Annotated in this window: 15 protein-coding genes and 1 pseudogene; 7 read left to right on the top strand and 9 right to left on the bottom strand. The window is 43.5% G+C overall.

Going from position 1 to position 24784, the window contains the following annotated elements; translation table 11 throughout:
* A pseudogene (locus HC643_RS38830) lies at nucleotides 1–444 on the bottom strand (hypothetical protein); the annotation flags it as partial.
* 747 nt (nucleotides 445–1191) lie between these two features.
* The gene (locus HC643_RS38825) at nucleotides 1192–2097 is read right to left on the bottom strand and encodes a LysR substrate-binding domain-containing protein (RefSeq protein ID WP_038084024.1); all 906 of its coding nucleotides are present in this window, start codon (nucleotides 2095–2097) and stop codon (nucleotides 1192–1194) included.
* Nucleotides 2098–2215: 118 nt separating this feature from the next.
* Here HC643_RS38825 and HC643_RS38820 point away from each other — a divergent pair, with 118 nt between their 5' ends.
* Entirely contained in the window at nucleotides 2216–3106 is an 891-nt protein-coding gene (locus tag HC643_RS38820) for an oxidoreductase (protein WP_038084022.1), read from the top strand.
* A gap of 206 nt (nucleotides 3107–3312) precedes the next feature.
* On the opposite strand, the gene HC643_RS38815 is transcribed toward HC643_RS38820, so the two are convergent.
* The 3 genes from HC643_RS38815 to HC643_RS38805 all read right to left on the bottom strand — a co-directional run bounded on the left by HC643_RS38815 (nucleotide 3313) and on the right by HC643_RS38805 (nucleotide 5129).
* Nucleotides 3313–3465 carry a hypothetical protein gene (locus HC643_RS38815; protein WP_153021571.1) on the bottom strand — a complete coding sequence of 51 codons (153 nt, stop codon included), beginning with the start codon at nucleotides 3463–3465 and terminating at the stop codon, nucleotides 3313–3315.
* 3 nt (nucleotides 3466–3468) lie between these two features.
* Entirely contained in the window at nucleotides 3469–4422 is a 954-nt protein-coding gene (locus HC643_RS38810; protein WP_038084018.1) for a GNAT family N-acetyltransferase, read from the bottom strand.
* A gap of 170 nt (nucleotides 4423–4592) precedes the next feature.
* Entirely contained in the window at nucleotides 4593–5129 is a 537-nt protein-coding gene (locus HC643_RS38805; RefSeq protein WP_038084015.1) for a hypothetical protein, read from the bottom strand.
* A 604-nt stretch (nucleotides 5130–5733) separates the two neighbouring features.
* Here HC643_RS38805 and HC643_RS38800 point away from each other — a divergent pair.
* The gene (locus HC643_RS38800) at nucleotides 5734–6645 is read left to right on the top strand and encodes a helix-turn-helix transcriptional regulator (protein ID WP_082051637.1); all 912 of its coding nucleotides are present in this window, start codon (nucleotides 5734–5736) and stop codon (nucleotides 6643–6645) included.
* A 129-nt stretch (nucleotides 6646–6774) separates the two neighbouring features.
* On the top strand, nucleotides 6775–7818 hold the full coding sequence (locus tag HC643_RS38795) for an alpha/beta hydrolase (protein ID WP_050045447.1): 1044 nt from the start codon (nucleotides 6775–6777) through the stop codon (nucleotides 7816–7818).
* On the opposite strand, the gene HC643_RS38790 is transcribed toward HC643_RS38795, so the two are convergent.
* Nucleotides 7815–8639 (bottom strand): M90 family metallopeptidase, encoded by an 825-nt coding sequence (locus tag HC643_RS38790; RefSeq protein WP_038084013.1) that lies wholly within the window; start codon nucleotides 8637–8639, stop codon nucleotides 7815–7817. The genes HC643_RS38795 and HC643_RS38790 overlap by 4 nt on opposite strands.
* 186 nt (nucleotides 8640–8825) lie before the next feature.
* Here HC643_RS38790 and ilvA point away from each other — a divergent pair, with 186 nt between their 5' ends.
* From ilvA to HC643_RS38775, 3 genes are all read left to right on the top strand, one after another.
* A complete protein-coding gene (ilvA, locus tag HC643_RS38785) occupies nucleotides 8826–10337 on the top strand; it encodes a threonine ammonia-lyase, biosynthetic (RefSeq protein ID WP_038084010.1) in 1512 nt (503 codons plus the stop codon).
* A gap of 386 nt (nucleotides 10338–10723) precedes the next feature.
* A complete protein-coding gene (locus HC643_RS38780) occupies nucleotides 10724–15343 on the top strand; it encodes an ATP-binding protein (RefSeq protein ID WP_038084041.1) in 4620 nt (1539 codons plus the stop codon).
* A gap of 30 nt (nucleotides 15344–15373) precedes the next feature.
* The gene (locus HC643_RS38775; RefSeq protein WP_202048697.1) at nucleotides 15374–15628 is read left to right on the top strand and encodes a hypothetical protein; all 255 of its coding nucleotides are present in this window, start codon (nucleotides 15374–15376) and stop codon (nucleotides 15626–15628) included.
* A 52-nt stretch (nucleotides 15629–15680) separates the two neighbouring features.
* On the opposite strand, the gene HC643_RS38770 is transcribed toward HC643_RS38775, so the two are convergent.
* Together HC643_RS38770 and HC643_RS38765 are read right to left on the bottom strand one after the other, a co-directional pair.
* Nucleotides 15681–19475 (bottom strand): tetratricopeptide repeat protein, encoded by a 3795-nt coding sequence (locus tag HC643_RS38770; RefSeq protein ID WP_038084008.1) that lies wholly within the window; start codon nucleotides 19473–19475, stop codon nucleotides 15681–15683.
* 396 nt (nucleotides 19476–19871) lie between these two features.
* Complete coding sequence (locus HC643_RS38765) at nucleotides 19872–20564, bottom strand: hypothetical protein (protein WP_038084005.1); 693 nt, start codon at nucleotides 20562–20564, stop codon at nucleotides 19872–19874.
* Nucleotides 20565–20980: 416 nt separating this feature from the next.
* Here HC643_RS38765 and HC643_RS38760 point away from each other — a divergent pair, with 416 nt between their 5' ends.
* The gene (locus HC643_RS38760; protein WP_167844847.1) at nucleotides 20981–22933 is read left to right on the top strand and encodes a DNA polymerase III subunit gamma/tau; all 1953 of its coding nucleotides are present in this window, start codon (nucleotides 20981–20983) and stop codon (nucleotides 22931–22933) included.
* A gap of 235 nt (nucleotides 22934–23168) precedes the next feature.
* On the opposite strand, the gene HC643_RS38755 is transcribed toward HC643_RS38760, so the two are convergent.
* The gene (locus HC643_RS38755; protein ID WP_038081572.1) at nucleotides 23169–24617 is read right to left on the bottom strand and encodes a glycosyltransferase family 2 protein; all 1449 of its coding nucleotides are present in this window, start codon (nucleotides 24615–24617) and stop codon (nucleotides 23169–23171) included.
* Nucleotides 24618–24784: the final 167 nt, after the last annotated feature.

Raw genomic sequence — 24784 nt, 5'->3', positions numbered from 1 at the left:
AAAAGTTAGATGCGAGTTCGTAGTTTTAATTGTATAAATTCCCTGCTCTTTAATTTGAAAGTTACTTTCAATATAAAATTTTTCAGTTAGCTTTTTTAAAATGTTTGGACTATTAGAGTAACTTAGATTTGACCATACTGAACCGCCCCAAGTTTCAGATAGAACATCCCACAATATTGACCAATGAAGCTGCTCTGTAGTGTATTTTCGCAAAAATAGATCCAAACATTCTTTAAGAATTAGCTCTATTGCTATATAGGGGGTATCAACAAAAATAATTTTAGGTTTAGGTAATCTAATAAAGGAATACAGTAAAATAGCGTTTGCCTTAGCTTTACTCCTATCAATGATGTCTGAAGAAACTAAGATTTTTTTCCACTTCTCTTTATATATTGAAATTAATGCTGATTGTTCGGGAGTTAGTAATAATGTAGATGGTGGCATATTTCTAATGAGTTAATTTTCTATTAAAAATAATTTATATATTGAATATATAAACTAGTAAGCAATTCAAACTTTATTACTATAAGCGTAATAAAAAGTTGTCACTATTAAATAATGACTTTACTTTTAGAGTTCCCAATTAGTAAGATTGTGTAACATCCTTAACAAATCTTTATTCATAAGAATTCAGACCTAATATTGCGGAAGTAAATAAGGGCGAGACAGGTAATTATTAGAATCAGCCAGTAGAGCTTGTGCAAAAAAATCAATTCTCTTTTTACCTTGACGGCGCACCGAGAGAGGCAGTTACCAGGGCAACTTAGCGCGATCGCTACAGCTACCGTAGTTTTAAGAAAACCCACAGCAACGTGCAGGGTTTTTCATAGCTTGGGCGATCGCTCTCGGTTGGCTATTGCAAGTTGTGTAACGTCGGTTAATATCTTGATACACATTTTCAAAGGACTTCTCGAAAATTGATAATTTTACCCAATTCTTTGCCTCACTAAGTTTTTTTCACTTCTGTTGGGGTGAGTGACGCAATTCGTTTCTTCTGGTTTGGTGTTAGTGCGTCCCACGCAAGTTCTTTGTACTCGCTATAGCTCTTCAACGCACGAGAAATTTCTTGCCAGGAGGTATTGAGCCGAGATACATGTAAAAACCTGCATTCCGGGTTTGGAAACGCTGTACCTATGTTTCAGCAATTTTAACTTATGATGCTTCCTGCATACTGGACAAAATTTATACATCTCACGTGTCATCATGGTTTGACTCCCATTGTGTCGTCTTCCGTGCTAAGAGGAGAAACTCTCTTATTACTGGTAAGGAATCATGCCGCCGCCAAGCCAGATAAAGTCCGGTTTTAGGGATCTGTTCTTGTAAAGGTCTGTAAATGACTCCGCTTCTGTGGAAGTTTTGCAAGGAGGCGGGAACGATCGCAATGCCCAGCCCTGCTGCAACTAAGCCAACGATCGTCTGCATCTGAACCGCTTCTTGAGCCACTTTCGGAAGAAATCCAGCTTGTTGACAAATGGTAATAATTTGCTCGTAAAAGACGGGTCCCATTTTGGCAGGAAATAGGATAAATGATTCCGAAGCCAACGTGGAGAGAGACACTTTGGTTTGGGCACAGAGCGGATGAGTTTCTGGCAATGCCACGACCAAGGATTCTGGCAAAAAGCACTCCACGCTTAAACCTGGTTCGCTGATGGCAGAACGAACAATGCCAATATCAACCTGTTTGTGATGCAGTGCTTGAATCTGTTGAGCAGTCGTCAGTTCATGCAATCGCAGTTCTACCGCCGGAAACTGTTCTCGAAAGACCCTTAAAATCTCTGGTAGTAACATATACATTGCAGAGTCAACAAAGCCGATTGCCAACCGTCCTACCTCACCCCGTCCGATTTGTTGTGTCACTTCGATTGCCTGTTCGAGTTGCGCTAACACTCCATAGGAGCGCTCTAAAAACACTTTGCCTGCTTCAGTCAGATGTACTTGCCGCTTCGTTCGTTCAAACAGCTTGACTCCTAGTTCATCTTCCAAACTGCGAATCTGCTGACTGAGTGGGGGTTGGGAAATGTGCAACCGCTCCGCTGCTCGACTAAAGTGTAGTTCCTCAGCCACCGCGATGAAATAGTGCAGGTGCCGTAGTTCCATCACACTTATATGTTTAACCTATTAATCTTAGTCAAATATATATTGGACAGTCGCATGGGTGTCTTCTACCGTAAGAAATATGAAGCGTGTTTCACCATATTTGTATTGGAGAAAATAAATGAACTCAGACAAAAATTGTGTTGCTCCTAAAGTTTGGTTAATTACAGGATGCTCAACAGGATTCGGACGTGCTCTAGCAGAAGCTGTGTTGAAGAAGGGCGATTATCTACTAGCTACTGCTCGCAAACCAGATCAAATTCGCGCTTTGATTGACCAGTATCCAGAGACCGCAAAGGCTGTACATCTGGATGTAACGTTATCTCAAGACATACAAGCAGGTGTTGATGCAGCAATCGCCACATTTGGTCGAATTGATGTGCTGGTCAACAATGCTGGACATGGGCTAATTGCCGCACTCGAAGAAGTCAGTGATGTTGATATTCACCAATTTTTTGAGACCAATTTCTTTGGAGCACTCCGCTTGATGCGAACTGTCTTACCTGTGATGCGTCAGCAAGGCAGTGGCCACATTGTGAATATGTCATCGACAGCAGGATTAGTGGGATTTGGTGGAAGCAGCCTTTACTGTGGTGCTAAATTTGCCTTGGAAGGTACGTCTGAAGCCCTGGCTAAGGAGGTTGAATCCTTTGGAGTTAAAGTTACTTTAATTGAACCTGGGGCATTTCGCACAGATTTCAACGGGCGTTCTCTGGCAGCTGCCCAACAATCCATTGATGCCTATGCGACCGTGAGCGGTGCTTCATTCCAATGGTTCAAACAGATGGATGGTAAGCAACCGGGTAATCCAGCGAAAGCGGCGCAAGCCATTATTCAAGCTGTGGAAAGTCCTCATCCACCGATGCGACTGGCATTAGGTACCGATGCCATGAGCCTGATTCAAGAAAAACTGGAATGGATCAAAACGGATTTGGATGCTTGGCAACAAGTAACTGTAAGTACGGATTATACAGATACGAGTGTTTTGGAGAGGGAGTATGGGGTTGAGTAGTGCAAGTACTCCTACAGTAAGCTTGAGTTTTTCAGTAAATTTTATGACAAGAAGAGTGAGTAGACAGATGTCATAACTGAGCCAAAAAACTATCCAACCTGGATGCACTCACAACTTCCCAGAACACGCAACTGTGGTGTTGTACTTGATACACCTTTTCAAAGGACTTCTCGAAAATCGATAATTTAACCCAATTCTTCGCCTCACTAAGTTTTTTCACTTCTGTTGGGGTGAGTGCCGCAATTCGTTTCTTCTGGTTTGGTGTGAGTAGTCAATTTTTGTGCGATCGCACTTATCAAAACGCCGTAATACCCCATCCGTCTACACGAAGTAGGGTGGGGAGTGTCAATGAAAGTCATTGGTTACCATTCATACAGCCAAAGCTCTTCAGACTCAACTTTTTGGTAACCAGATCTTGCAAGTGAATCAAGTATAAAGGAGTTTTGAGGGAACATTCCGCTAACTGTTTGGTAACCCATATAATATGCTTGTTGGGGCAACTGGTGCAGTAAAGTCGGTAAGCTTTCATTGTCGCCTGTAACAAAACCTATCCATAAGGTTTTGTTGGAACCTTCGAGATAGCTTTGAATAGCCATACTTTGGCAACAATGGTTCTGCTTTAAACCCCACACTTGACCGGATTTAAGACGTTGTGTTAATTGTTGCGCTGTCAGTTCCTGCCACTTGGCACCACGATTGATATACAGACAAACTTCTCGCTGGTCGTGAGGGTAAATGGTTATTAATTTACAGAGAGAATCAAAATCAGAAATTTCTAACTTTTTTAACTGACTGGATGAAGAATTTATACTAGGAGCTACATACCCAAAATAGGAACCAACTTTTTGACGACCCCGCCGTACCATAATGTCGTTCATAAGCGCGTTACTGGCAAGAACGGCACTGCGCGAGATACTAACATTTGCCTCAGCCAAATATCTTTCTACCGATGCTTCTAAAACCTTAACCAAACCGCGTTTTCGATACCGGGGATCTACTCCCAAGCCTTCCCACCACGCCTCGCGTTCCGACATCAAGACAAGTCGTATCATTGCCACGGGTTGACTATCCATGACAGCTACAAAAATCTTACCATTTTCATCTGCTAACCACTTATCCCAAACCCGATGAATGTAATCTTCCCTGTCTTCCCAAGTGTGTTGGCAAAAAGCGAGTACAGCTTCTTTATCTTCTGTCTGGGCTAAGCGGATTTTCACTTCATTTCTAGATTCAATCATCTTAAGAGTAGAAAATCTTACTACTGACTCTAGGTTAAATAATTTTTGAATAAACTTGAGGCTTGTGGCAAATGGCATTTATGATTTGTGCCTAAAGCTCTTTACCAAACTTACAAATTTACAGTTCAAGAAATTCCCTTCCAATTGTTAGGAGTAGAAGTGATGCAGCAGCCAAATATTTCTCTTAACTGCTGCATAATTTTATAACGTACATTCGATTTAAAAAAGTTGCCCAATCTCATGTCTGTTTAATTGTCAACTTTTTGACTTTTCTCTAGATAGTGATGAACACCCTTGCTTACCTGTAGTATGTTCGGTCTAATATTCTTACTGAGGAAATCTTCAACCGTGTGACCTACCATACCTGCTAGCATCTGAGGCATACCCTTAATCTGCTTGGTATCGATGACGATCTCACCACGGGTTTCAATTAGAGTACCGCGATCGGCTTCTTTAAAGTAGTGAACACCAGCACAACGAACTGCTTCAGTGAAAGCGTGTGTCTTGATATGCCACTTGGCAGTGAACTCAGACTCGTTCCAGGTAGCAATATCAGTCCACGAGAGCATTGTATCACTCAGTACGGCACGCGCTACGGCGGGAATCTCACCGCCGCCATGCCACTCGTTCACAAAGTCAATGCGATCGCCCTTCTCAGTACGCGATTTGACTTCAATGTGTCGCACATTGGGTAAGTAGGGTACAAGTTCGACAAGCTTGTCGCGGTACGTAGCATAAACCAGCGGACGTGGAAAGGGAATGTAGGTTTCGGCAGAGATAAGCATGGGGAAATACGGCTTTATTGATGTTAATTTTTATACTAGAAATTATGGCAGTTGAGTACTTGTTATTTAGAGCGCAAGCAGGACATACTGTATATTTAGGATATTATTGGTTGTTAGAATAGTGCTATTTTTTTAGGAAGCAGTCGGGAGATCATTTGCCATTTTGTCGAGAATGTTAGATATCTATAAATATTTTAGACCTAAAACCCGAAGCAATTTTATATTTTTCTTTTGTGTTTAGCTTCTTTATATCTAAAGATGTATAATTTTATCACCGTGGTAAATTGTTTCATTAAATAAAACTCTAGAGCCATTCTAAGTACTTTAGTGGTAGAACCGTTATTGCTTTTGATAATGAGAGTACTGTTGGAGTAAAGAGCTTAATTTTATATGTTCAATTTTTTCTTCAGGCTATTATTTGATATTTAAAATAAACTTTTTCTAAAAGCTGTACTATTGGCAAAAATACTTTACGATCGAGTTGTGAAGTTGCTAGAAAAAGAGGTACATATAAAGTAAGATCTAATTCTTTTAAAAGAAGGTTTAAGTGAGTCCTATCTAATTAAATATGATATGTGTGATATAAAAATATAAAATCACCCGGATGAGAACCTGCACCATGCAGTTGCACAGCAATATTAATTTAATCGATCCAAAAACTGGGCAGCGTTTTCCATCTGCACCAGACCAATCTGTAGTTCTGTCAAGTGTTCAAGCAGGATGGCGCAATCATCTGACTCTCGAAGTTCAGCGATTGAACCCTATGGAACTACCAGAACATTATATCGAAGGTCATCGATTGATTATTAATTTGGGAAGTTCGGTGCGTTTTGGCTGGCGAACAGGTGGGCGTACTCATGAAGCTATCCTCCCTCCAGGAGGATTTTGCTTGCAATCTAACGGTGAAACGAACGCGCCCTTTTGGCAAGATGAAATGACGGTGGCTGCAATTGCCATTAAGCCTGCGTTCATTGAAACCATCTTTGAAGACCGGACTCCGGATGCTATTGATACCTTTGCAGAACGGCGGTGTATCGAAGATGAATTAGCTTACAACTATGCTAGAGCACTCGCTTCCGAACTTGCCACACCAGGAGAGCCTCTCTACTCGGAAACACTATCACTTGCTTTTACGCTGCATTTATTAAACTGTCATAGCTGCAAAGCCAAAAAGCCGTTAAGCCCAAAAGGTAAATTGTCTGCAACCCAACTGCGTGATGCGATCGCAATAGCCCGAACACAACTTGGTGCAGAGCTAAACCTAAATACGCTTGCAAATGCAGCCCAAGTTTCTGAATTTCATTTTTCCCGCTTGTTCAAGAAAACAACAGGCATGGCACCCCATCAGTTTGTCCTGCGCTTGCGACTCGAACGAGCACAAGCACTGATTAAAACAGGTCAAATGCCCCTGTCAGAAGTTGCAGTTGCCGTTGGTTTTTTCGACCAGGCACACTTTACAAATGTCTTCAAGCGTGCTTTTGGCATGACTCCACGAGCTTTTGCTAAAGCGCTTTAAAAACTGAGCAAGATTTTCCAATTTTTTCCCGGTTGCGTCCTGGGATTATTGAGCTATCGGCGAACAACAAAGCCGACTCAAGCCATCAATCCAACAGTTAAAAACTAGAAAATCACAGGAAAAACCGCCATGCTTTCAGTTAAAAAATTTGCCTTAACAACACTTACACTGGCTTCTGTTAGTTTGTTGACTTTGCCCCAAATGAGCAATGCCTCACGGCAAAAAATTGGAGAATCTCCCATGCCTACTGTTACCGAAACCACGACAACAAATAAGATTACTGTCCGGAAAGTTCAGTTTCTCAGCCAGGGTACAAAAGTGGTAGGTAATCTCTATCTTCCTACAACTATGAGTCAAGGAGCAAAGCCCGCCGTTGTTGTGGTTGGTCCTCAGTCAAGCGTAAAAGAACAAGTGCCTGCAGTCTATGCTCGTCAATTAGCCAAAGAAGGATTTGTTGCCTTAACTTTCGACCATCGTACCTTTGGTGAAAGTTCAGGTGTACCCCGCCAGTTTGAAAACCCAGAAATGAAAGTTCAGGACATTCTCAATGCAGTCACATTTTTGCGAGCATTACCCGAAGTTAAGCAAAACTCCGTGGGTTTACTAGGTATTTGTTCGGGTGGTGGATACTCTGCCAAAGCTGCTGCAATGGATAAATCGATTAATGCTCTTGTGACTGTGGCAGGTTTCTATCACGATCCCCAAGTGATGCGTCAATGGCTTGGCGATAACTATGAAGCACGTATCAAAATGGGAAGAGAAGCACGTATTAAGTATGAAAAAACTGGTCAAATTGATTACATGACAAATGTTGACCCAAAAAACCAAAACGTGGCAATGCCCGGTCAGGAAGCTTATGATTATTACGGCACCTCACGTGGTTCTCAATCCGGTTGGGTAAATCGTTCAGCAGTGATGTTCTTTGAGCCTTTCTTACAATTTAATGCCATTAATGCAGGTCGTGACATAAAAGCTCCTACTTTAGTCATTCACTCGGATACCGCTTTAGTTCCAGATGGTGCGCGTCGCTTCTTTAATAGCATCCCAACCAAGCAGAAAAATCTACACTGGATGACGACAGAAAATCACATTGCATTTTACGACCAACCAGAGGTTGTGGAAGAAGCCGCAAGTAAGGCAACAGCATGGCTCAAACAAACTTTAGGTGTTTAAATCCATTGCACGGGATTCAGGTGATAGTAGCGCTTTAAGAGATCGTAGAGTGCTGGATGCTGATTCAATAATTGCTGAGGTTTTTCAAAAAACGTTTCAGTTGCTACGGCAAAAAATTCTGCGGGATTCGTTGCACCATAGCTATCAATTACAGTCTTGACTCCTTGTTGAACATCTTGACAAAATTGTTGATATTCTGCTGCCATTACCTTAGCCCAGATGGGATAATCTGATTTTTGGTGCAAAATAGGAACACCTTCTGCTTTACCATCCTCTTGATCTAACTGGTGGGCAAATTCATGCAAAACAACATTATGTCCATCTCTCCAGTTACTAGTATCTTGCTTCACTTGTTCCCAAGAAACTACTACTTGATCTCGACTCCACGATTCTCCCAATCTTGCTACACGCCTTTCTTCAACAACATAATCGCTCACTACAGTGGTTTCTTTTACTAAATAAGTACTTGGATAAATCAGAATTGAACGAAGTTTGGGGTAGTATTCTCCTCTATCATTTAGTAAAAGCAAGCAAGCGATCGCAGCAATAACTATCTTCATTTCTTGCGTTACCTGTAATCCTCCACAACCAATGAATTGTTTTTCTGCTAAGAACACTTGAATGTGTCCCTGCAACTGTCTTCGTTCTGCGGGAGAAAGGCGGAGGTAAATAGGAAGATTGTTCTCAATAATAGCGTTCCAAAGTGGAGGAAAAGGACGACGTTTGATACTGTTTCTGCGTTGTTTGGTTAGGAGTGGGCTAATGAAAATTCCCGTAAGAATTAACCCAACAATCAGAAAAACAATAACTGCTGCAATCATAAGACAACAACTTTTCGGACATCTTCTCATCGTAACTTTGCTTTGTGCTCTTTGTGTCTTCACAAGTAAAAATTATTTTGGAACCACAAGGACGCAAAGAAAATACTTGAAGCAACAACTACAGAATAGGTACAAGTAGCGGTAGAATTAATAGCCAACCCGCATCTATCACCATTATCAACGCCCATGCTCTGCGACTACCTGCAACTCATTCTGACAGCTCGCGTGTACGATGTTGCCCAAGAAACTCCACTGGAGTATGCTCCAAATCTATCCGCAAGATTAAATAACAAAGTTTTACTGAAGCGGGAAGATATGCAGTCAGTATTTTCCTTTAAGTTGCGAGGTGCTTATAATAAAATGGCAAATCTGCCACCGGATATGCTGGCACAAGGTGTCATTGCTGCGTCTGCAGGAAATCATGCCCAAGGTGTAGCCCTTGGTGCGCGGAAGCTGGGTACGCGGGCTATTATCGTTATGCCAGTCACCACACCCCAGGTGAAAGTAGATGCAGTTAAAGCCCGTGGGGGGGAAGTAGTGTTGCATGGAGACACCTACGATGATGCTTATGCTTTTGCCCGTCAATTAGAGATAGAAAAAGGGCTGACTTTTATTCACCCTTTTGACGATCCCTATGTAATTGCAGGACAGGGTACTATTGGAATGGAGATTTTACGGCAATGCCAGCAACCCATCCATGCCATTTTTGTGGCAATTGGAGGGGGAGGATTAATTTCTGGAATTGCAGCATATGTAAAACGGATACGTCCGGAAATTAAAATTATTGGTGTTGAACCAGTTGACGCTGATGCCATGCATCAATCGTTGAAAGCCGGAGAGCGGGTACGCTTACCCCAAGTGGGTTTATTTGCAGATGGTGTTGCAGTGCGACAAGTGGGTGAAGAAACTTTTAGTTTGTGTCAGCAGTATGTGGATGACATTATTTTGGTTGATACAGATGATACTTGTGCGGCCATTAAAGATGTGTTTGAGGATACGCGCTCTATTTTAGAACCCGCAGGTGCGTTGGCGATCGCTGCAGCCAAAGCCTATGTAGAAAGGGAACAAATCCAGGGACAAACATTAATTCCTGTTGCTTGCGGTGCTAACATGAACTTCGATCGCCTCCGCTTTGTAGCAGAACGAGCAGAGCTAGGCGAACGCCGTGAAGCTATCTTTGCTGTCACCATTCCTGAAGAACGAGGCAGCCTCCGCAAGTTTTGTGAATGTATGGGAAGACGCAATCTGACAGAGTTTAATTATCGCATTGCCGATGATAAGGAAGCACACATTTTTGTAGGCGTGCAAATTGAAAACCGCGCCGATGCAGCAAAGATGCTTGTAACTTTTAACGGTTGTGGGTTTAAAACCTTTGACTTAACGGATGACGAACTTACCAAATTGCACTTGCGACATATGGTAGGTGGGCGATCTTCCCTCGCACAAAACGAATTACTCTACCGTTTTGAGTTTCCCGAACGTCCCGGTGCGTTGATGAAATTTGTCAGTTCTATGAGTCCCGACTGGAATATTAGTTTGTTTCATTACCGCAATAATGGGTCAGATTACGGACGAATTGTTGTAGGAATGCAAGTCCCTCCTCATGAGATGGAAGAGTGGCAAGCGTTTCTTGATACCCTTGGCTACCGCTACTGGGATGAAAGTCAGAACCCTGCTTATAAACTGTTTTTGGGGTAGAGCGGCGATCGCTCCAGAGCTAAACTGTGCTGCCTTTAATTTTCTCATGTTGACCGCGAGGGAGAGGTGAGAACCGAAGAGTGGGGAAGGGTTTGACTCATTTTTCCCAAGCCTGGGAATTGGCAAATTGTATGCGCGACAGCTTACAGTATTAGAATGGATAGAGTAGATTAAGTACGCAGTGCTGGAATACAGTGGCAACGTATCAATCGTTACTCATGGCACTAGCAAAAAGATCGGTCATGACTAAACCGAGTGAAAACAAGGCGCAATGGGCAAACCTTGGCAGTGCTATATTTGCTTGATTCCAGCGGTCAACAAGCGCAGTTTGCCCCTTGGAGAAACCTGGAAGCTGGCACAGCTACAGAATGGAGGTAAAAGAGCGCATGGCGCAGCAGCAAGTAACGGAACAACTTTTTGCGGGTAAGGGCGAAATGGCAATGCGGATGCGATCGCACGATTGGTCAAAAACGTCATTGGGTGCAGTCGAAACCTGGTCGCAAAGTCTGAAAACTGCTGTCCGCATTATGCTCACTTCCAGCCAACCGATGTGGGTATGGTGGGGTGAAGAATTGCTAAACCTTTACAACGATGCTTACAGACCGATTATGGGCGGTAAGCATCCGGCAATGTTTGCCCGTCCCGCTTCTGAAGTATGGCGGGAGATCTGGGATGAAGTCGGACCGAGAGCAGAATCCACAATGCTCAACAATGAGGGAACTTACGACGAATCGCTGTTGCTGATTATGGAGCGCAACGGTTACCCAGAAGAAACTTACTATACGTTTTCCTATAGTCCCATTCCTGACGATCGCGGGAATCCGGGGGGCATTATTTGTGCTAATACAGACGACACAAAGCGCATTATTGGAGAGCGCCAACTCGCTCTCCTGCAAGAACTGGCAGCCCGGACTGCGGATGCACGAACATTCGACGAAGCTTGTGTACTGAGCGCCAGATGCCTGGAAACCAATCTTTACGACCTCCCCTTTGCGATGATTTATCTGGTCGATCTGGAGCAGCAGCGTGTTGTTTTAGCTGGAACCAGTGGTATTGACCGCAACCACCCTGCCGTTCCGGAAACGGTTCATCTCAATTCTGATTCAGCTTGGTCGTTTGCACAAGTCATTCAAACTCAGAAGCCAGTCCGGATCGCCGATTTGGTCTCGGTGTTTGGCAATTTACCCACAGGGGCTTGGAACCGACCGCCGCATCAAGCCGTAGTTGTCCCAATTGCACCTTCTGGTGAAACGGGGCGCTCCGGCTTATTAGTGGCTGGTTTGAACCCACTGAGACTTTTTGATGATACCTACCACAGCTTTATTAATTTAGTGGCTGGGCAAATTTCAGCAAGTATCGCCAATGCCAATGCCTATGAAGAAGAACGAAAACGTGCCGAAGCACTGGCAGAAATCGATCGTGCTAAAACTACATTTTTCAGTAATGTCAGCCACGAATTTCGCACACCCTTAACACTGATGCTCAGTCCCCTCGAAGAACTCACCAACACGCTCAACGAACGCCTGCAACCTGACGAGAGGGAACAGCTACAACTTATCCAGCGTAACGGTTTGCGCCTGCAAAAGTTAGTTAATACATTGCTAGATTTCTCGCGGATTGAAGCCGGACGCATTCAAGCCCTGTATGAACCCACCGATCTGGCAGCGTTTACTGCAGAATTAGTGAGTGTGTTTCGCTCGTTGATTGAACGAGCGGGAATGACGTTGGCGCTCGATTGTCCCCCATTGTCGGAACCCGTGTATGTGGATCGAGAAATGTGGGAGAAAATCGTGTTTAATCTGATGTCCAATGCATTTAAGTTTACGTTTTCTGGGAGTATCACCGTTCGATTGCAGCCTTTGGGTCGTTCCGTTGAATTGAGGGTTACAGATACAGGTGTTGGTATTCCTGAAACTGAATTACCTCGATTATTTGAACGATTTCATCGGGTAAGTGGAACGCGATCGCGAACTTATGAAGGGTCTGGAATTGGACTTGCTTTAGTTCAACAACTCGTTAAACTCCATGGCGGAACAATTCACGTTACAAGTCAGGTTGACTGCGGTACGACGTTTACAATCTCCCTTCCCTTTGGCTCGGCTCATTTACCTCCCGAACGTTTGCGACGTGCTGAAGGCAAAGGACTTGAGGCTACTCGCACCCTCACATCAACTGCATTAGGAGCAGATCCCTATGTGCTTGAAGCGTCGCGCTGGCTACCAGAAAGTAATTTTGGATTGCCGATTTTAGATTTTGCTTTAGAAGACAACCGGGGTGAATTCAACTTTTCATCCTTAAACAAAGCCCATCAATCTAAAATCCTTTTGGTTGATGACAATGCCGATATGCGGGATTATGTGAAGCGATTATTGAGTCAGTACTGGGACGTAGAAACCGTTAGTGATGGCTTAGAAGCCCTGGAATTCATTGCTCGGCAGCTTCCCGATCTGGTACTGAGTGATGTAATGATGCCCAGACTTGATGGATTTGGGTTGCTCCGGGAACTCCGTACCAATTCACGTACCAAAGAAATTCCGATTATTCTGTTATCGGCTCGTGCTGGAGAAGAGTCACGCATTGAAGGATTGGAAGCAGGAGCCGATGATTACTTGATCAAGCCCTTTTCAGCCCGTGAGTTGTTGGCGCGGGTGGAGTCAAATTTAAAACTGGCGCAATTACGACAAGCAGCAGCCCAGCAGGAACAGGCATTGCGGATGGAGGTACAAGCTGCAAAAGACAGCCTGGAAAGTGTTTTAACGCGAATTGCCGACCAATTTTTAGGATTAGATCGGGAATGGCGTTACACTTATGTCAACGAGCAAGTAACACAGGTTACTGGTATACCTAGGGAAAACCTTTTAGGCAGGAGGATTTGGGAAGTTTTCCCGGATACCACAGAAACCCAGTTTTATACAGAAGTCCATCGCGCTTTAGCGGAGCAAGTACCCGTTCAGTTTGAGTACTTCTACCGCAGATGGAACCGATGGTTTGAAAACCACGTTTATCCATCTACCAACGGTGTTTCTATCATAGTAACTGAAATTACCGAGCGCAAACAAGCTGAAGCTGCCTTGCAGCAGCGAGAAGCAGAACTGAGACTGATCACAGATGCAGTTCCCGTTTTAATTTCTTTTATCGATTCCGAGCAGCGATACCGCTTTAACAGCCAAAAGTACGAAGAGTGGTTTGGGCAACCTGTCACCGCAATTTATGGCAAGCCCATGTGGGAGGTATTGGGTGACACGGCTTATGAAAGGGTTCGCCCCTATGTGGAGCAAGTGTTGAGCGGAGAGCAAGTCACCTATGAAAGCGAGGTAGCTTATCAGTATGGTGGCACCCGCTATATCTATGCCACTTACGTTCCCCGGTTTGACAATCGGGGTAACGTCGAAGGATTTGTTGCATTAGTCAATGATATTAGCAACCTCAAACAGGTAGAAATCGCCTTACGGAAAAGTGAGGAGCGCTTAAAAGTAGCTCAATTGGCTGCCAAAATCGGAGCTTGGGATTGGGACTTAGCAACAGGCAGCGTATTTTGGTCAGAAGAATACTACACTCTTTATGGACTCGATCCCTCAATTCCATCCACCTATGAGAACTGGTTAGCCACTGTCATAGAATCAGATCGAGAAAATGCCGATCGATCTGTGCGGGAAGCCTTGCAGCAACAGCAAAGCCACCTTAACTTTGAGTTTCGGATTTGTCATCCCACCCAGGGAATCCGATGGTTTGGTTTCCTCAGTCAAATTTTTTACAATTCCAATGGGAAGCCTCAACGCGCCATTGGAATCTCAATAGACATTACCGATCGCAAGGCAGCCGAAACCGAACGCGAACAACTGTTGGCCCGCGAACAAGCAGCCCGCGAGCAAGCGGAAACTGCCAATCGCATTAAAGATGAATTCTTGGCAGTATTATCTCATGAGTTGCGATCGCCTCTCAACCCGATTCTCGGCTGGTCAAAACTTCTACAAATTGGCAATCTGGACGCAGCCCAAACCACTCAGGCATTAGCAACGATCGAACGCAACGCCAAACTGCAATCGGAATTAATTGAAGATTTGCTAGATGTTTCCCGGATTCTGCAAGGCAAACTCACCCTCAACGTTACAGCAGTCAGTTTAACTCCAATTCTTAGAGCTGCGATTGAGACAGTGCGACTGGCAGCAGAAGCCAAATTAATTAAGATCGAGACAAACTTGAGTGCTAATCTGGGACAGATATTGGGGGACGCGACTCGCTTGCAGCAAATCATCTGGAATCTGCTCTCCAACGCAGTCAAGTTTACACCTGAAGGCGGTCGCGTTAAGGTGCAGTTAGAACCAGTTGACAACCAAGCACAAATTACCGTTGTGGATACTGGTAAAGGCATTCCTGCTAACTTTTTGCCCTACGTATTTGATTATTTTCGCCAAGCAGACGGTTCAACGACTCGCCAATTTGGTGGGTTGGGGTTGGGGCTAGCGATTGTACGTCACCTCGTCGAACTGCATGGCGGTACAATTTGTGCAGCTAGTCGGGGTGAAGGACTCGGCGCGACTTTCACAGTTAGACTTCCACTCATACCGATTCAGCCAATGGTTGAGCCAGCCGATAATTTATCAGAGCAAGCCCTTGATTTAAGCGGGGTGCAAGTTTTGCTTGTGGATGACGAAGCCGACTCAAGGGACTTTATCTCCTTTGTACTGGAGCAAGCTGGAGCAAAAGTGATTGCAGCTACGACTGCAGGCGAAGCCTTTGCTGCGTTCACTCAATCCCATCCGGATGCGATTCTCAGTGACATTGGTATGCCTGATATGGATGGTTATATGTTGCTCCAACAGATTCGAGCATTGCCAGTAGAACAAATGGGACAAATCCCGGCGCTCGCCTTGACTGCCTACGCTGGAGATTTCAATCAGCAAAAAGCCCTACAAGCTGGATTTCAACAGCATTTAGCGAAACCTGTAGAGCCGGAGGTGTTGGTTGCGGCGATCGCAAATCTAGTCAAACGCAATTCGCTTTGATATGTCCGAATTAGATTGGTAGCAGCCCCATTGAGTGAAACTATTGAAAGAGGCGTGATGACTGACTTGGAAGCTGGTATACGCCTTAACCGTCTTCAAGTTGATAGCTTACAGGTAGCAATTGACCTGATTTTAGGAACAGGGTTGATGGCAATGCGTAGCATTCTAGAAGGACGGACAGAGCCAGATTACCCAGAACAAATTGCTAAAGTCATTCTCAAAACCCTCGGGGTTGCTGATGCTGAGGCTCATGCGATCGCTTTTAAATTTTTACAGCCCCTGTAAGCTAATAGAATTGCCATGATTTTTAATTGCCAAGGAAGATCGATCCTAAGTATCAGTAAAACTTACCTGAGATTGTAAATGCAGCCCAGTAGAAGGGGTGCTCGTAAAGCTTATTTTCAGGTGGCAATTTACTGCTTCTATATAACTCTGTTGCTAAATTAGCTCTAATTGTGGTTCCTTCTCTATCCAACGTATTCAGTGTTTCTTCATACCACTTTTTCAGTTCCCCTGCTGTCACATTTCTAAGCCATTGTGTTGCTTCTAATAATGCCGTTGCGACTGGTAGATCGCGTATTAGCCTTCGATAAAACTCGATCATCACTAAAGCACTGGCTGATGATTCTACATTCCAAAGAGTGCTGACGACATAATCAACTCCTTGGTTTAACAAAGTGTTGACTAAACCCACATACTCAGTTGAGATTGTTGAATTCCCAGGGATTGCTATTTCACAAGTAGAAAGGGTCAATAAATTATATTTTGCAATATTCTTTTGACAAATTTCTTCTATCGTTAATCTGTCTTCACCTGCTAAAAAGAATTCTGATTCTTGAGGCTGATTGAAATTATCGGTGACATATCCAGTAAAATGAAATATGTTGTAATCACCAGTTAATACTTTTTCTACTTGTTTTTTTGTAGCTTGCAAACCTTGAATGCGTTTGCAGCGATGAAACATTTGAGCGATCGCTTCCGATTCAAGTTTGGCAAATGCCAGGGCAGAATTGTTAGGACTATCTGGATTTTCAACACTTAGAAGTGGGAGACTTTGTACTCGCCATAGAGGTTGCGATTTCAAAGATAATCCTACTTGTACGCTAGGCAAATATGTCAGCGTAAAACTAGCTTGTGTTTGTTGTTGGGATTTTTCTAAAGGAGAAGAAATTTGAAAAAGAGCATGAAGGGGAAATCTGTGTAAATCGCGATGAGGAATGAGAATTAGATGGGTAATGTCTTCTAACTCATTAATAACTGCAGAGATGTTTAAAATACCTTTTAGCTTTAACAATCTCTGTTCCATACTTGCTAGCCAAGAGTGATGGCTTTCATTTTGTGCTTCAGGATTTGGATTGCGATATTCCCGCTCGTGTTGATTCCAATCTTCCAACCACTCCTCGAACTCAACCAAACGTTTTATTGCTTCGGGTAAAGGTTTTTCTTCCGTCGCTTCTACATTAAGTACGGGTGTAAAAACGGGTATTGGTTCTGGGGATTTATATTTGATGATAAAAGTTCGCAGGGTGCAAGGGCTAATATGCCAGTAAATAATAGCAGTTGTTGGGTTAAGAAGGTCGTGAATCGAACGATAGCTAGGCGAAAGAATTTCATTTTTCCAACCAGAACGAAGCCAAGTTATACAAGCATTTTTATGGTATTCTGCAAGTTCTAAGGATTGTGCAATTTCACCAAACTGTATAGCTATATCAATTGCCAATTGCCAAAAACCTATATTTCTAAGACATAGATCTTTTTTACTCTCATTAGAACGAGTCGGTTCATTTAAATATTCTTGTAATAACGCTATGGCATATTGATTAAATTCTTGTGCTTCAGATGGTTGTTCTAGTCCTATGTATGTTTTAACTATGTTTTGCACAACCTCTAAATGCAATTGAGGAAAATCATCTGCTGTTAAGGCTTTTAAGGAGAGATCGTACTCAGTAATAGCTTGTTGCCAATAAGGACGGGGTACAGTATCTCTCCTTCCTTTCTCATAATAAGCATTACCCAGTGCTAAACACAGTCTACCCCAACCTTCAGCATGGGTAGATGGCAAAACGTATTTCAGACCTTCTTGATAACTTGCTAATTTTCCTTCATATCCACGTGCGTACAAAGAAGGATTTGCTGCTGCTATATTAGTTGGAATTGTGTGAGAGTCATTATGAACGGCACTTCCTGCAGCAGCACCACGCCCAATCCAAGCCTCCCAATAATCAATTTTGATTTCTAAAGCGCGATCGTAAGAGGCGATCGCTTCTTCAAATTTCCCTATATAAAACAGTGCGACTGCGCGATTATACCAAGCTAGATAAAAGCTCGGGTTAATCTCTACAGCTTTGTCATAAGATGGTATGGAATCTTCACGGCGTCCCAAGTTTTCCAAAGCGACAGCACGGTTAAACCAAGCTAAGTAAAAGTCTGGTTTAATTTCTAGGGCTTGTTCCCAAGAGGAGATTGCTTCATCCCAGTGTCCCAGACTTGCGAGGACAACTCCTTTATCAATCCAAACTTCATATGCACCGGGTTGTAGTTCTGCCGCTCGCTCGTAAGATGCTATTGCTTGTTCTTTTTTCCCTAATTTTTCCAACGCGCTTCCCAAGGCGTACCATGCATCATAAAAATCTGGTTGAATATTGGTTGCTTGCTCTAAACTGGCAACTGCATCTTCATAGCGCTCCAAATTAGACAGTTCTATACCCCTGTTGTACCAAGCTTCATAAAAATCTGGTTGAATTTCTATAGCTCTATCGTAAGAAGCGATCGCATCATTTCTTCGTTCCCCATGAGCGAGTGCAATTCCTCGATAATACCAATTTTCCTGGTCTTCTGGTTGCAACACCAAAGCTCGATCGAAACTAGCAACAGCTTCTGTTGGATAACCTAACTTGAGTAATGCCGCAGCTCGGCTCGACCAAGCTTCTGGGTAATCGAACTTAATTTCTATAGCTTCGTCGAAGCAGGCGATTGCATCCTCATATTGTCCCATCTCACCGAAAATTCCGCCTCGGTAGTACCAGCATTTGTAAAAGTCGGGTTTCAATGCGATTGCGCGATCGTAAGATGCAAGCGCTTCAGTAAAATTTTCTAGATAAAAAAGTGTCAACCCCCTGTTAAACCAATACTCATGGGAGGTTGGGTTAATTTCAATCGCCTTATTGTAATATGTAATTGCTTCTGCTAAACTACCCGCTTTGGCTGCAGCCAGACCCTGGTAGAACAATGCTTGAGATCTTTCCTCTGCCAAATGCAATTGTTCGTTCGCTAAATTTGTATTAACTGATGGTTCAGTCGATTGAATTCCGAGATCGGTAGCCAGTTGCTGTACTAAATTCGTACTTTGCTCCAACCTTACCAACAACTCATCCAGTGTTCCCGCCACAGTTGGCTGTAGAGGCTCATTTTCCGATTGCTCTATTGAAGCTGCTTGTTGGTTTTGCTCCAACCATGCTTGTTCTCCAGCATTAGGGCTAGGTTCATAATTGGTAGGTGTAATTTTTGTATCTGCTCTTGTGAACTCCCAAACTAAATCATTGGAACTGCTTGTTGGCTGTCGCGGTATCAAATTTGATGCATCTACAGGTGTTTTTGTTTCCGTGTATTCCGTGTAATTGCTATCTGAATGTTCTTCTTGCGAATTTTGTACAAATTCTTCTACAGGAGTCAGACGAGCTGTTGCGATCGCGGTTTCAGTATTTTGTCTATCTGTATCCCAGTACGGATTGCCCAAATTACGTGTTAATACTCGTATTCCAATATCGTAGGAAAGCTCTCCAATTGTGCCAATCCCAAGTTCTCCTAGTTGCACCATCCGTTCTGCGAGCTGATTGTTTGGTGCAGGTGAGGTTAAAAGTCGCTCTCCAAAGTCCAGCAACCAATCTATCCAGCGTTCAAGAGAAATCCGATTTTCCATCCTTTGGAGATACTTGATTGCCCATTGCTGTCCTCTTGCTTGATAGACACCTTCTAAAAGCTGGGTAAACAAAAATTCCAAATCCGCGTTAGTGAGTTCGGGTAGCGGTTGCAGTACCGTCCTTTCCCCTTTTGGTTGAGTAGAACGAGTCTGCTTTTTTCCAAAGGGATATTTGAAAATTTTGTTAAACCATCTTATCAGCCACTTGAGCATTTCGGGGACTCTTGGGTGTTTCTCATTATAAACTTATAGCGGTGTTAAAAGAGTTCTGAGTTAAGTAAAAAATCATTGAAATTCCATAATTTTTAGTGTTTTTTTGCCTACTAACCAGTACTAGTATGGCATGACATAAATAGACTACCCTTGAAAAATCTGGAAAAACTTGTTTTACCAGCTTTTGCGGCTTCAGCCCTCTACCTTCTTAGTTCTGAACTCACGTGTTAGAAGTTCAATACTTTTTTGTTACAGCAATACCACGAACTTACAATCTTACGTCATAAAGGACATAATTCTTGTTAAGAAAGCAACAAATGTGTTATTTTTTTATGTCCCTGGAATTGCTCTTCGTCTGATGGTGCATGAGTTTCTGTTAGAAGGAGTGGTATGAAATTATGCTTCTGCTTGATTTGTATTAGATTGAGCAGATGCCTGAAATTGATTTAACAATTCTTGGATAATAACCTCTGGATCGTCTGTTTGAGTTCCTAATTGCTGGGCAATTTGTTGGCGGAGATTTTCATCCTGTTGTAACATTTCTAGCAGTTGGTCTAACGTAACAGCTTGATATTCACCTTCAGGTAAATTTTCTCCATCTTCAGACACATCTTTATTTTCCGTTGAGGTTTGAGTAGATTCTACAGAATTTTGGCTAACAGCATCCTGCCCGTCATATTCCCAGATGGGCTCGCCAGAGTTGCGCGTTAACAAATTCATTCCAATATCATAAGCAAGATCTCCAACGGCTCCAACTTCTGACTCTCCTAGTTGTATCATTCGGGAAGCTAACTCGTTGTTAGGTGAAGGTGATGCTAGCAATTTCTCACCAAAGCGTTGTAACCACTCCACCCAACGCTCAGTTGGAACGCGGTGTTCAATATTATGCAGCCATTTTTGAGCCCAGGCTTGCCCTCGAGCTTGATGGACACCTTCTAGTAGCTGAGTAAAGAGAAATTCCAAATCTGTATCTGTCAGGGGTGGAGGTGGCTGTTTTTGAGCATGAGTCTCTACTTCGGCTGGTGTGTGTTTCCCGCCAAATAAGCGTTGAAATAACTTTTTAAAGAACTGAACTAGCCGATTGAACATCTCCCGCACCCATAAGTGTTGGTGGTTACCCTAAGATTGTAGCGATGTATAGAGAAAGCAGCTACGCGTTTACTAGCTGAACTCCTTACGCTGACTCGTTTAATAACGATATCTCATTTAATAACCACTCTTCGATTTACTCAATGCCCATTTGCCTAATGGCTGCGATCGTCCAATGAAAAACATTTACAGGTTTTTTCTTTTCAGTCTTACAGCAATATGGTATACTTGTACTATAAGCAAAACTTTTGTGTACTAACTTGAGTTTATACATTTAAAATGTTGTGACGGCTTCACGAACCAACCTCCACCGAGAGTGCGGTATACAGTGAGGCTGTAAATAAATTTGTCCATCCCAAACTCTATTGGGTGTTACTCGTCTGTATTAACAAACAAGGCATAGACATTGCAAATCCATGTCCTACGAACCGCTGCACCATAAGTATCGCCCAAAGAGTTTTGCTGAATTGGTAGGGCAAGAAGCAATCACCACCACCCTAACCAACGCCATTCGTGCAGCTAAAATTGCCCCTGCTTACTTATTTACCGGACCTAGAGGGACTGGAAAAACTTCCAGCGCCCGGATTTTGGCAAAATCTCTCAATTGTCTTAAGACTGACAAACCCACAGCCGAGCCATGTGGGGTCTGCAATATTTGTCAAGGAATCACCAAAGGGTATTCTTTAGATGTCATTGAAATAGACGCCGCCAGCAACACTGGTGTCGAAAATGTCAGAGATATGATAGAAAAGGCACAATTCGCCCCAGTTCAGTGCCGCTATAAAGTTTATGCGATTGATGAGTGTCATATGCTCAGTACTGCAGCGTTCAATGCGCTACTGAAGACACTAGAAGAGCCACCCAAACACGTTGTCTTTGTCCTTGCAACAACCGATCCACAACGGGTATTACCAACAATCATTTCCCGATGTCAGCGATTTGACTTTCGGAGAATCAATTTAGAGGCGATGGAAAAGCATTTGAACCACATCGCCTATCAAGAAAAAATTAATATTTCTCCAGAATCCGTCACGTTGATAGCTCAAATTTCCCAAGGAGGGCTGCGGGACGCCGAAAGCCTCCTCGACCAGTTAAGCTTGTTAACTGGTGAAATTACCCCCGAACGAGTTTGGGATTTAGTTGGTTCAGTTAGCGAATGGGATTTATTGTATTTACTGAATGCGATCGCATCCAACAACCCCGAAGCAGTTCTAGATTATACACGTAAAATTCTAGATCGAGGTCGAGAACCCTTAATTGTTCTGCAAAACCTTGCCGCATTTTACCGAGATTTATTGATTGCCAAAACGGCACCAAATCGTGAAGATCTAGTGACTTGTACCCCTCAAACGTGGCAAGCACTGATTGATTTTGCCCAAGAATTTGAAATAGGAACAATCTTAGCAGCACAGCAACTCTTGCGAACCACTGAAGTACAACTCAAAAACACTACCCAACCACGTTTGTGGTTAGAGGTAACATTACTAGGATTGTTACCCTCAGCAAATCTTGGAACGCAACAAATACCTCAGCAAAATGGTAGAGGATATACACCCACTGCTAGAATCATAACCCCAACCCCATCAGCCAATCCCGCACCCCCTCCAGCAGCCAATCCCGCACCCCCTCCATCAGCCAATCCCGCACCCCCTCCATCAGCCAATCCCGCAACCCCCCAATCTGCCCATACCTCATCCCATGAACCCCAAACAGTAGGAGAGACAGAATACGATATCAATCAAGTGTGGCAGCAAGTCCTCGCGAACCTTCAACCTATTTCAAGACGAGAGATATTGCGTCAAATGTGCCATCTCATAGAATTTGATGGAACTTCAGCACGCGTTGCGATCAAACAAGCTTGGTATCAGAAAATACAAGCAGATAAACCTAAAATTTCAGATGCTTTTAAAGTAACTTTTAACACAGATATCCAGGTCAACATAGAAATAGCAACGTCCTCAACTTCTACCCCATCTCAAACTTCCTCTTCTTCAAAAAAGCCAACAGCATCTTCTCCTCCCCCTGTCAGTCACAAATCACCCCCCACTTCCCCATCTCCTGAGCCTCCCACACCCACTGCACCAGATACACCACCCTCCCAAACCATTCAACCAAACAAAACACCGACTCCAAAAACGGAATCGGTGACAAATGCAAAAACCGCGCAAAATATTCCTCCACCCCAAGCCTCAAATCCACCTCCAGTTTCCATAACACCTTGGGAAACAGATGAAGGAGCGATTGCCGCTCAACGGTTAGCTCAATTTTTTGATGGAGAAGTCATTAGATTGACAGATGATACTGAACTACGCGATTTAGGTCCTTTATCTCAGTGGGATGATGAATCAGAAGTTGATGATGAGTTTTAGCTAATAGCTAATAGCTAATGGCTAATGGCTAATGGTAAGACCAGCGCTGATAGCGCAGCGTGGCACGCTCATTGCCATAGGCGGGTTTCCCGCGCCCTGGCTAGCCCTTACGGGCATAGCCCAAAGGCATCGCGGAGCGTGCGCTTTGCGCTTAGCGTCTCCGTAAGGAGATAGGGCTAATAGCTATTAACCATTAGCCATTAGCTATTAGCCATTAGCCATTAGCCATTAGCCATTAACTCTTCCCCTGATGTACCGTCTTTACCCATTTCAAACGCTTTGGTCGTACTGACATACGGGCAGTAGCAGTACTCATGACCACAAGCCAATGGAACATATACAACGTACCGCGTAGGGTCTCAAGCATGAGTAGAAGGGTTGTAGAAATTTTAAATTCCTTGTCCTTGCGTATGCGCCTTAAACCTACAAACATCCCTGTTATTGACATCGTGACTGTCAAGCCTGTAACGGGGCTTAAAATTGGTGGACGATGCCTTGCTATTGCCATCAATAAATCTGGTACTGCTGCTGTAGGTAATATGTACTGTAACAGCATATACATCAATAAATCCCAGGTTTTGCGTGTTCCCATACGGTTTCTGAGAATGAGATCCCAATAATCCAAATACCGTTGGTATCCACCTTCAGCCCAACGATTGCGCTGATGCCAAAGTGCGATCGCATTTGTGACACCCTCTTCTTCTACCGTTGGGTTGAAAACACATTCAATATCCCAGTCATCAAGATGCAAGCGAAACGTCAAATCTAAGTCATCGGTGATTGTTTCCTCATTCCAACCGCCACAACTCAGTAGGGCTTCTCGCCGAACAAATTGACCGTTTCCACGCAGTTCCCCGATACCACCTGTAGCAATTCTTTGCTGCTGCATGTGGGCATCAAGTGCCATTTCTGCTGCTTGACCTTTTGTCCAGAAATTCTCTGCAGCATTGGCAATAACTTTTCTTACCTGTACCGCACCTAAATTTTCTTTTTCAAATAAAGGTATGACGCGCAGTAGTAGGTCTGACGACACTTGGGCATCCGCGTCAAACACCGCCACTATTTCTCCTTTAGTCAGAGGTAAAACCTGATTTAAGGCACCCGATTTTCCTCCCCCCGCATCTGGTTCTCGCCGCAAAACCTTGAGTTGGTCGTACTCTTGGGCTAAAGTTGCCAGTACGTGGGGTGTTTTGTCCGTACTGTTATCGTCAATAATCCAGACTTCGTATCGTTCTTCTGGATATTCTAAACTACACAGGTTTTTGACTAATCGGTCTATAACCGCTTCTTCATTTTTAGCAGCCACTAAAACGGATACTACAGGCCAATCCCCTTGCATTTCTTCCAAACGTTTTTTGGGTCTAGCAAATACTGCTACTAGGGTATGAATGCCTAAGATTGTTGTTAATCCCAGAACAAACAAAGTACCCCAAGAAACTAAATGCAGGGCGATCGTACCGCTCCAGACTATCGTTAAAACTAGAGCAGCTTTGCGTCTGCGACCTCGAAACCGGGATGGATGAGACATAGAAGGCGATGTTTCATCCACTGACTCTTCTGATACTGATAGGTCAGCAAGCAAGGAGAAGTTTGAATAGCGCAAATCGCCGCTCAAATCTTCGGAGGAGTTAAGCGGATCGAGTTCGTTATAAGGATCGTTTTCGGGCCAGGAATTCGCTGGCATAGGTAACTTGGTTTCAGCAACAGTATTTATTTACACCCATCAAGAAGTTGGGAATCAGGTTACTCCAGAATGTGCAACCTCTACATACTTTGAGCTTACCTTGAGATTGGTGGTATTTTTCAACAGCTATGGGGTTTACACAATACCCTTAGAAGCCTGAGTGTTTC

The organism is Tolypothrix bouteillei VB521301, assembly GCF_000760695.4.
Lineage (GTDB): Bacteria > Cyanobacteriota > Cyanobacteriia > Cyanobacteriales > Nostocaceae > Scytonema > Scytonema bouteillei_A.
The sequence above is the reverse complement of the archived record's forward strand: the minus strand, read 5'-3'. Positions and strand labels throughout refer to the sequence as shown.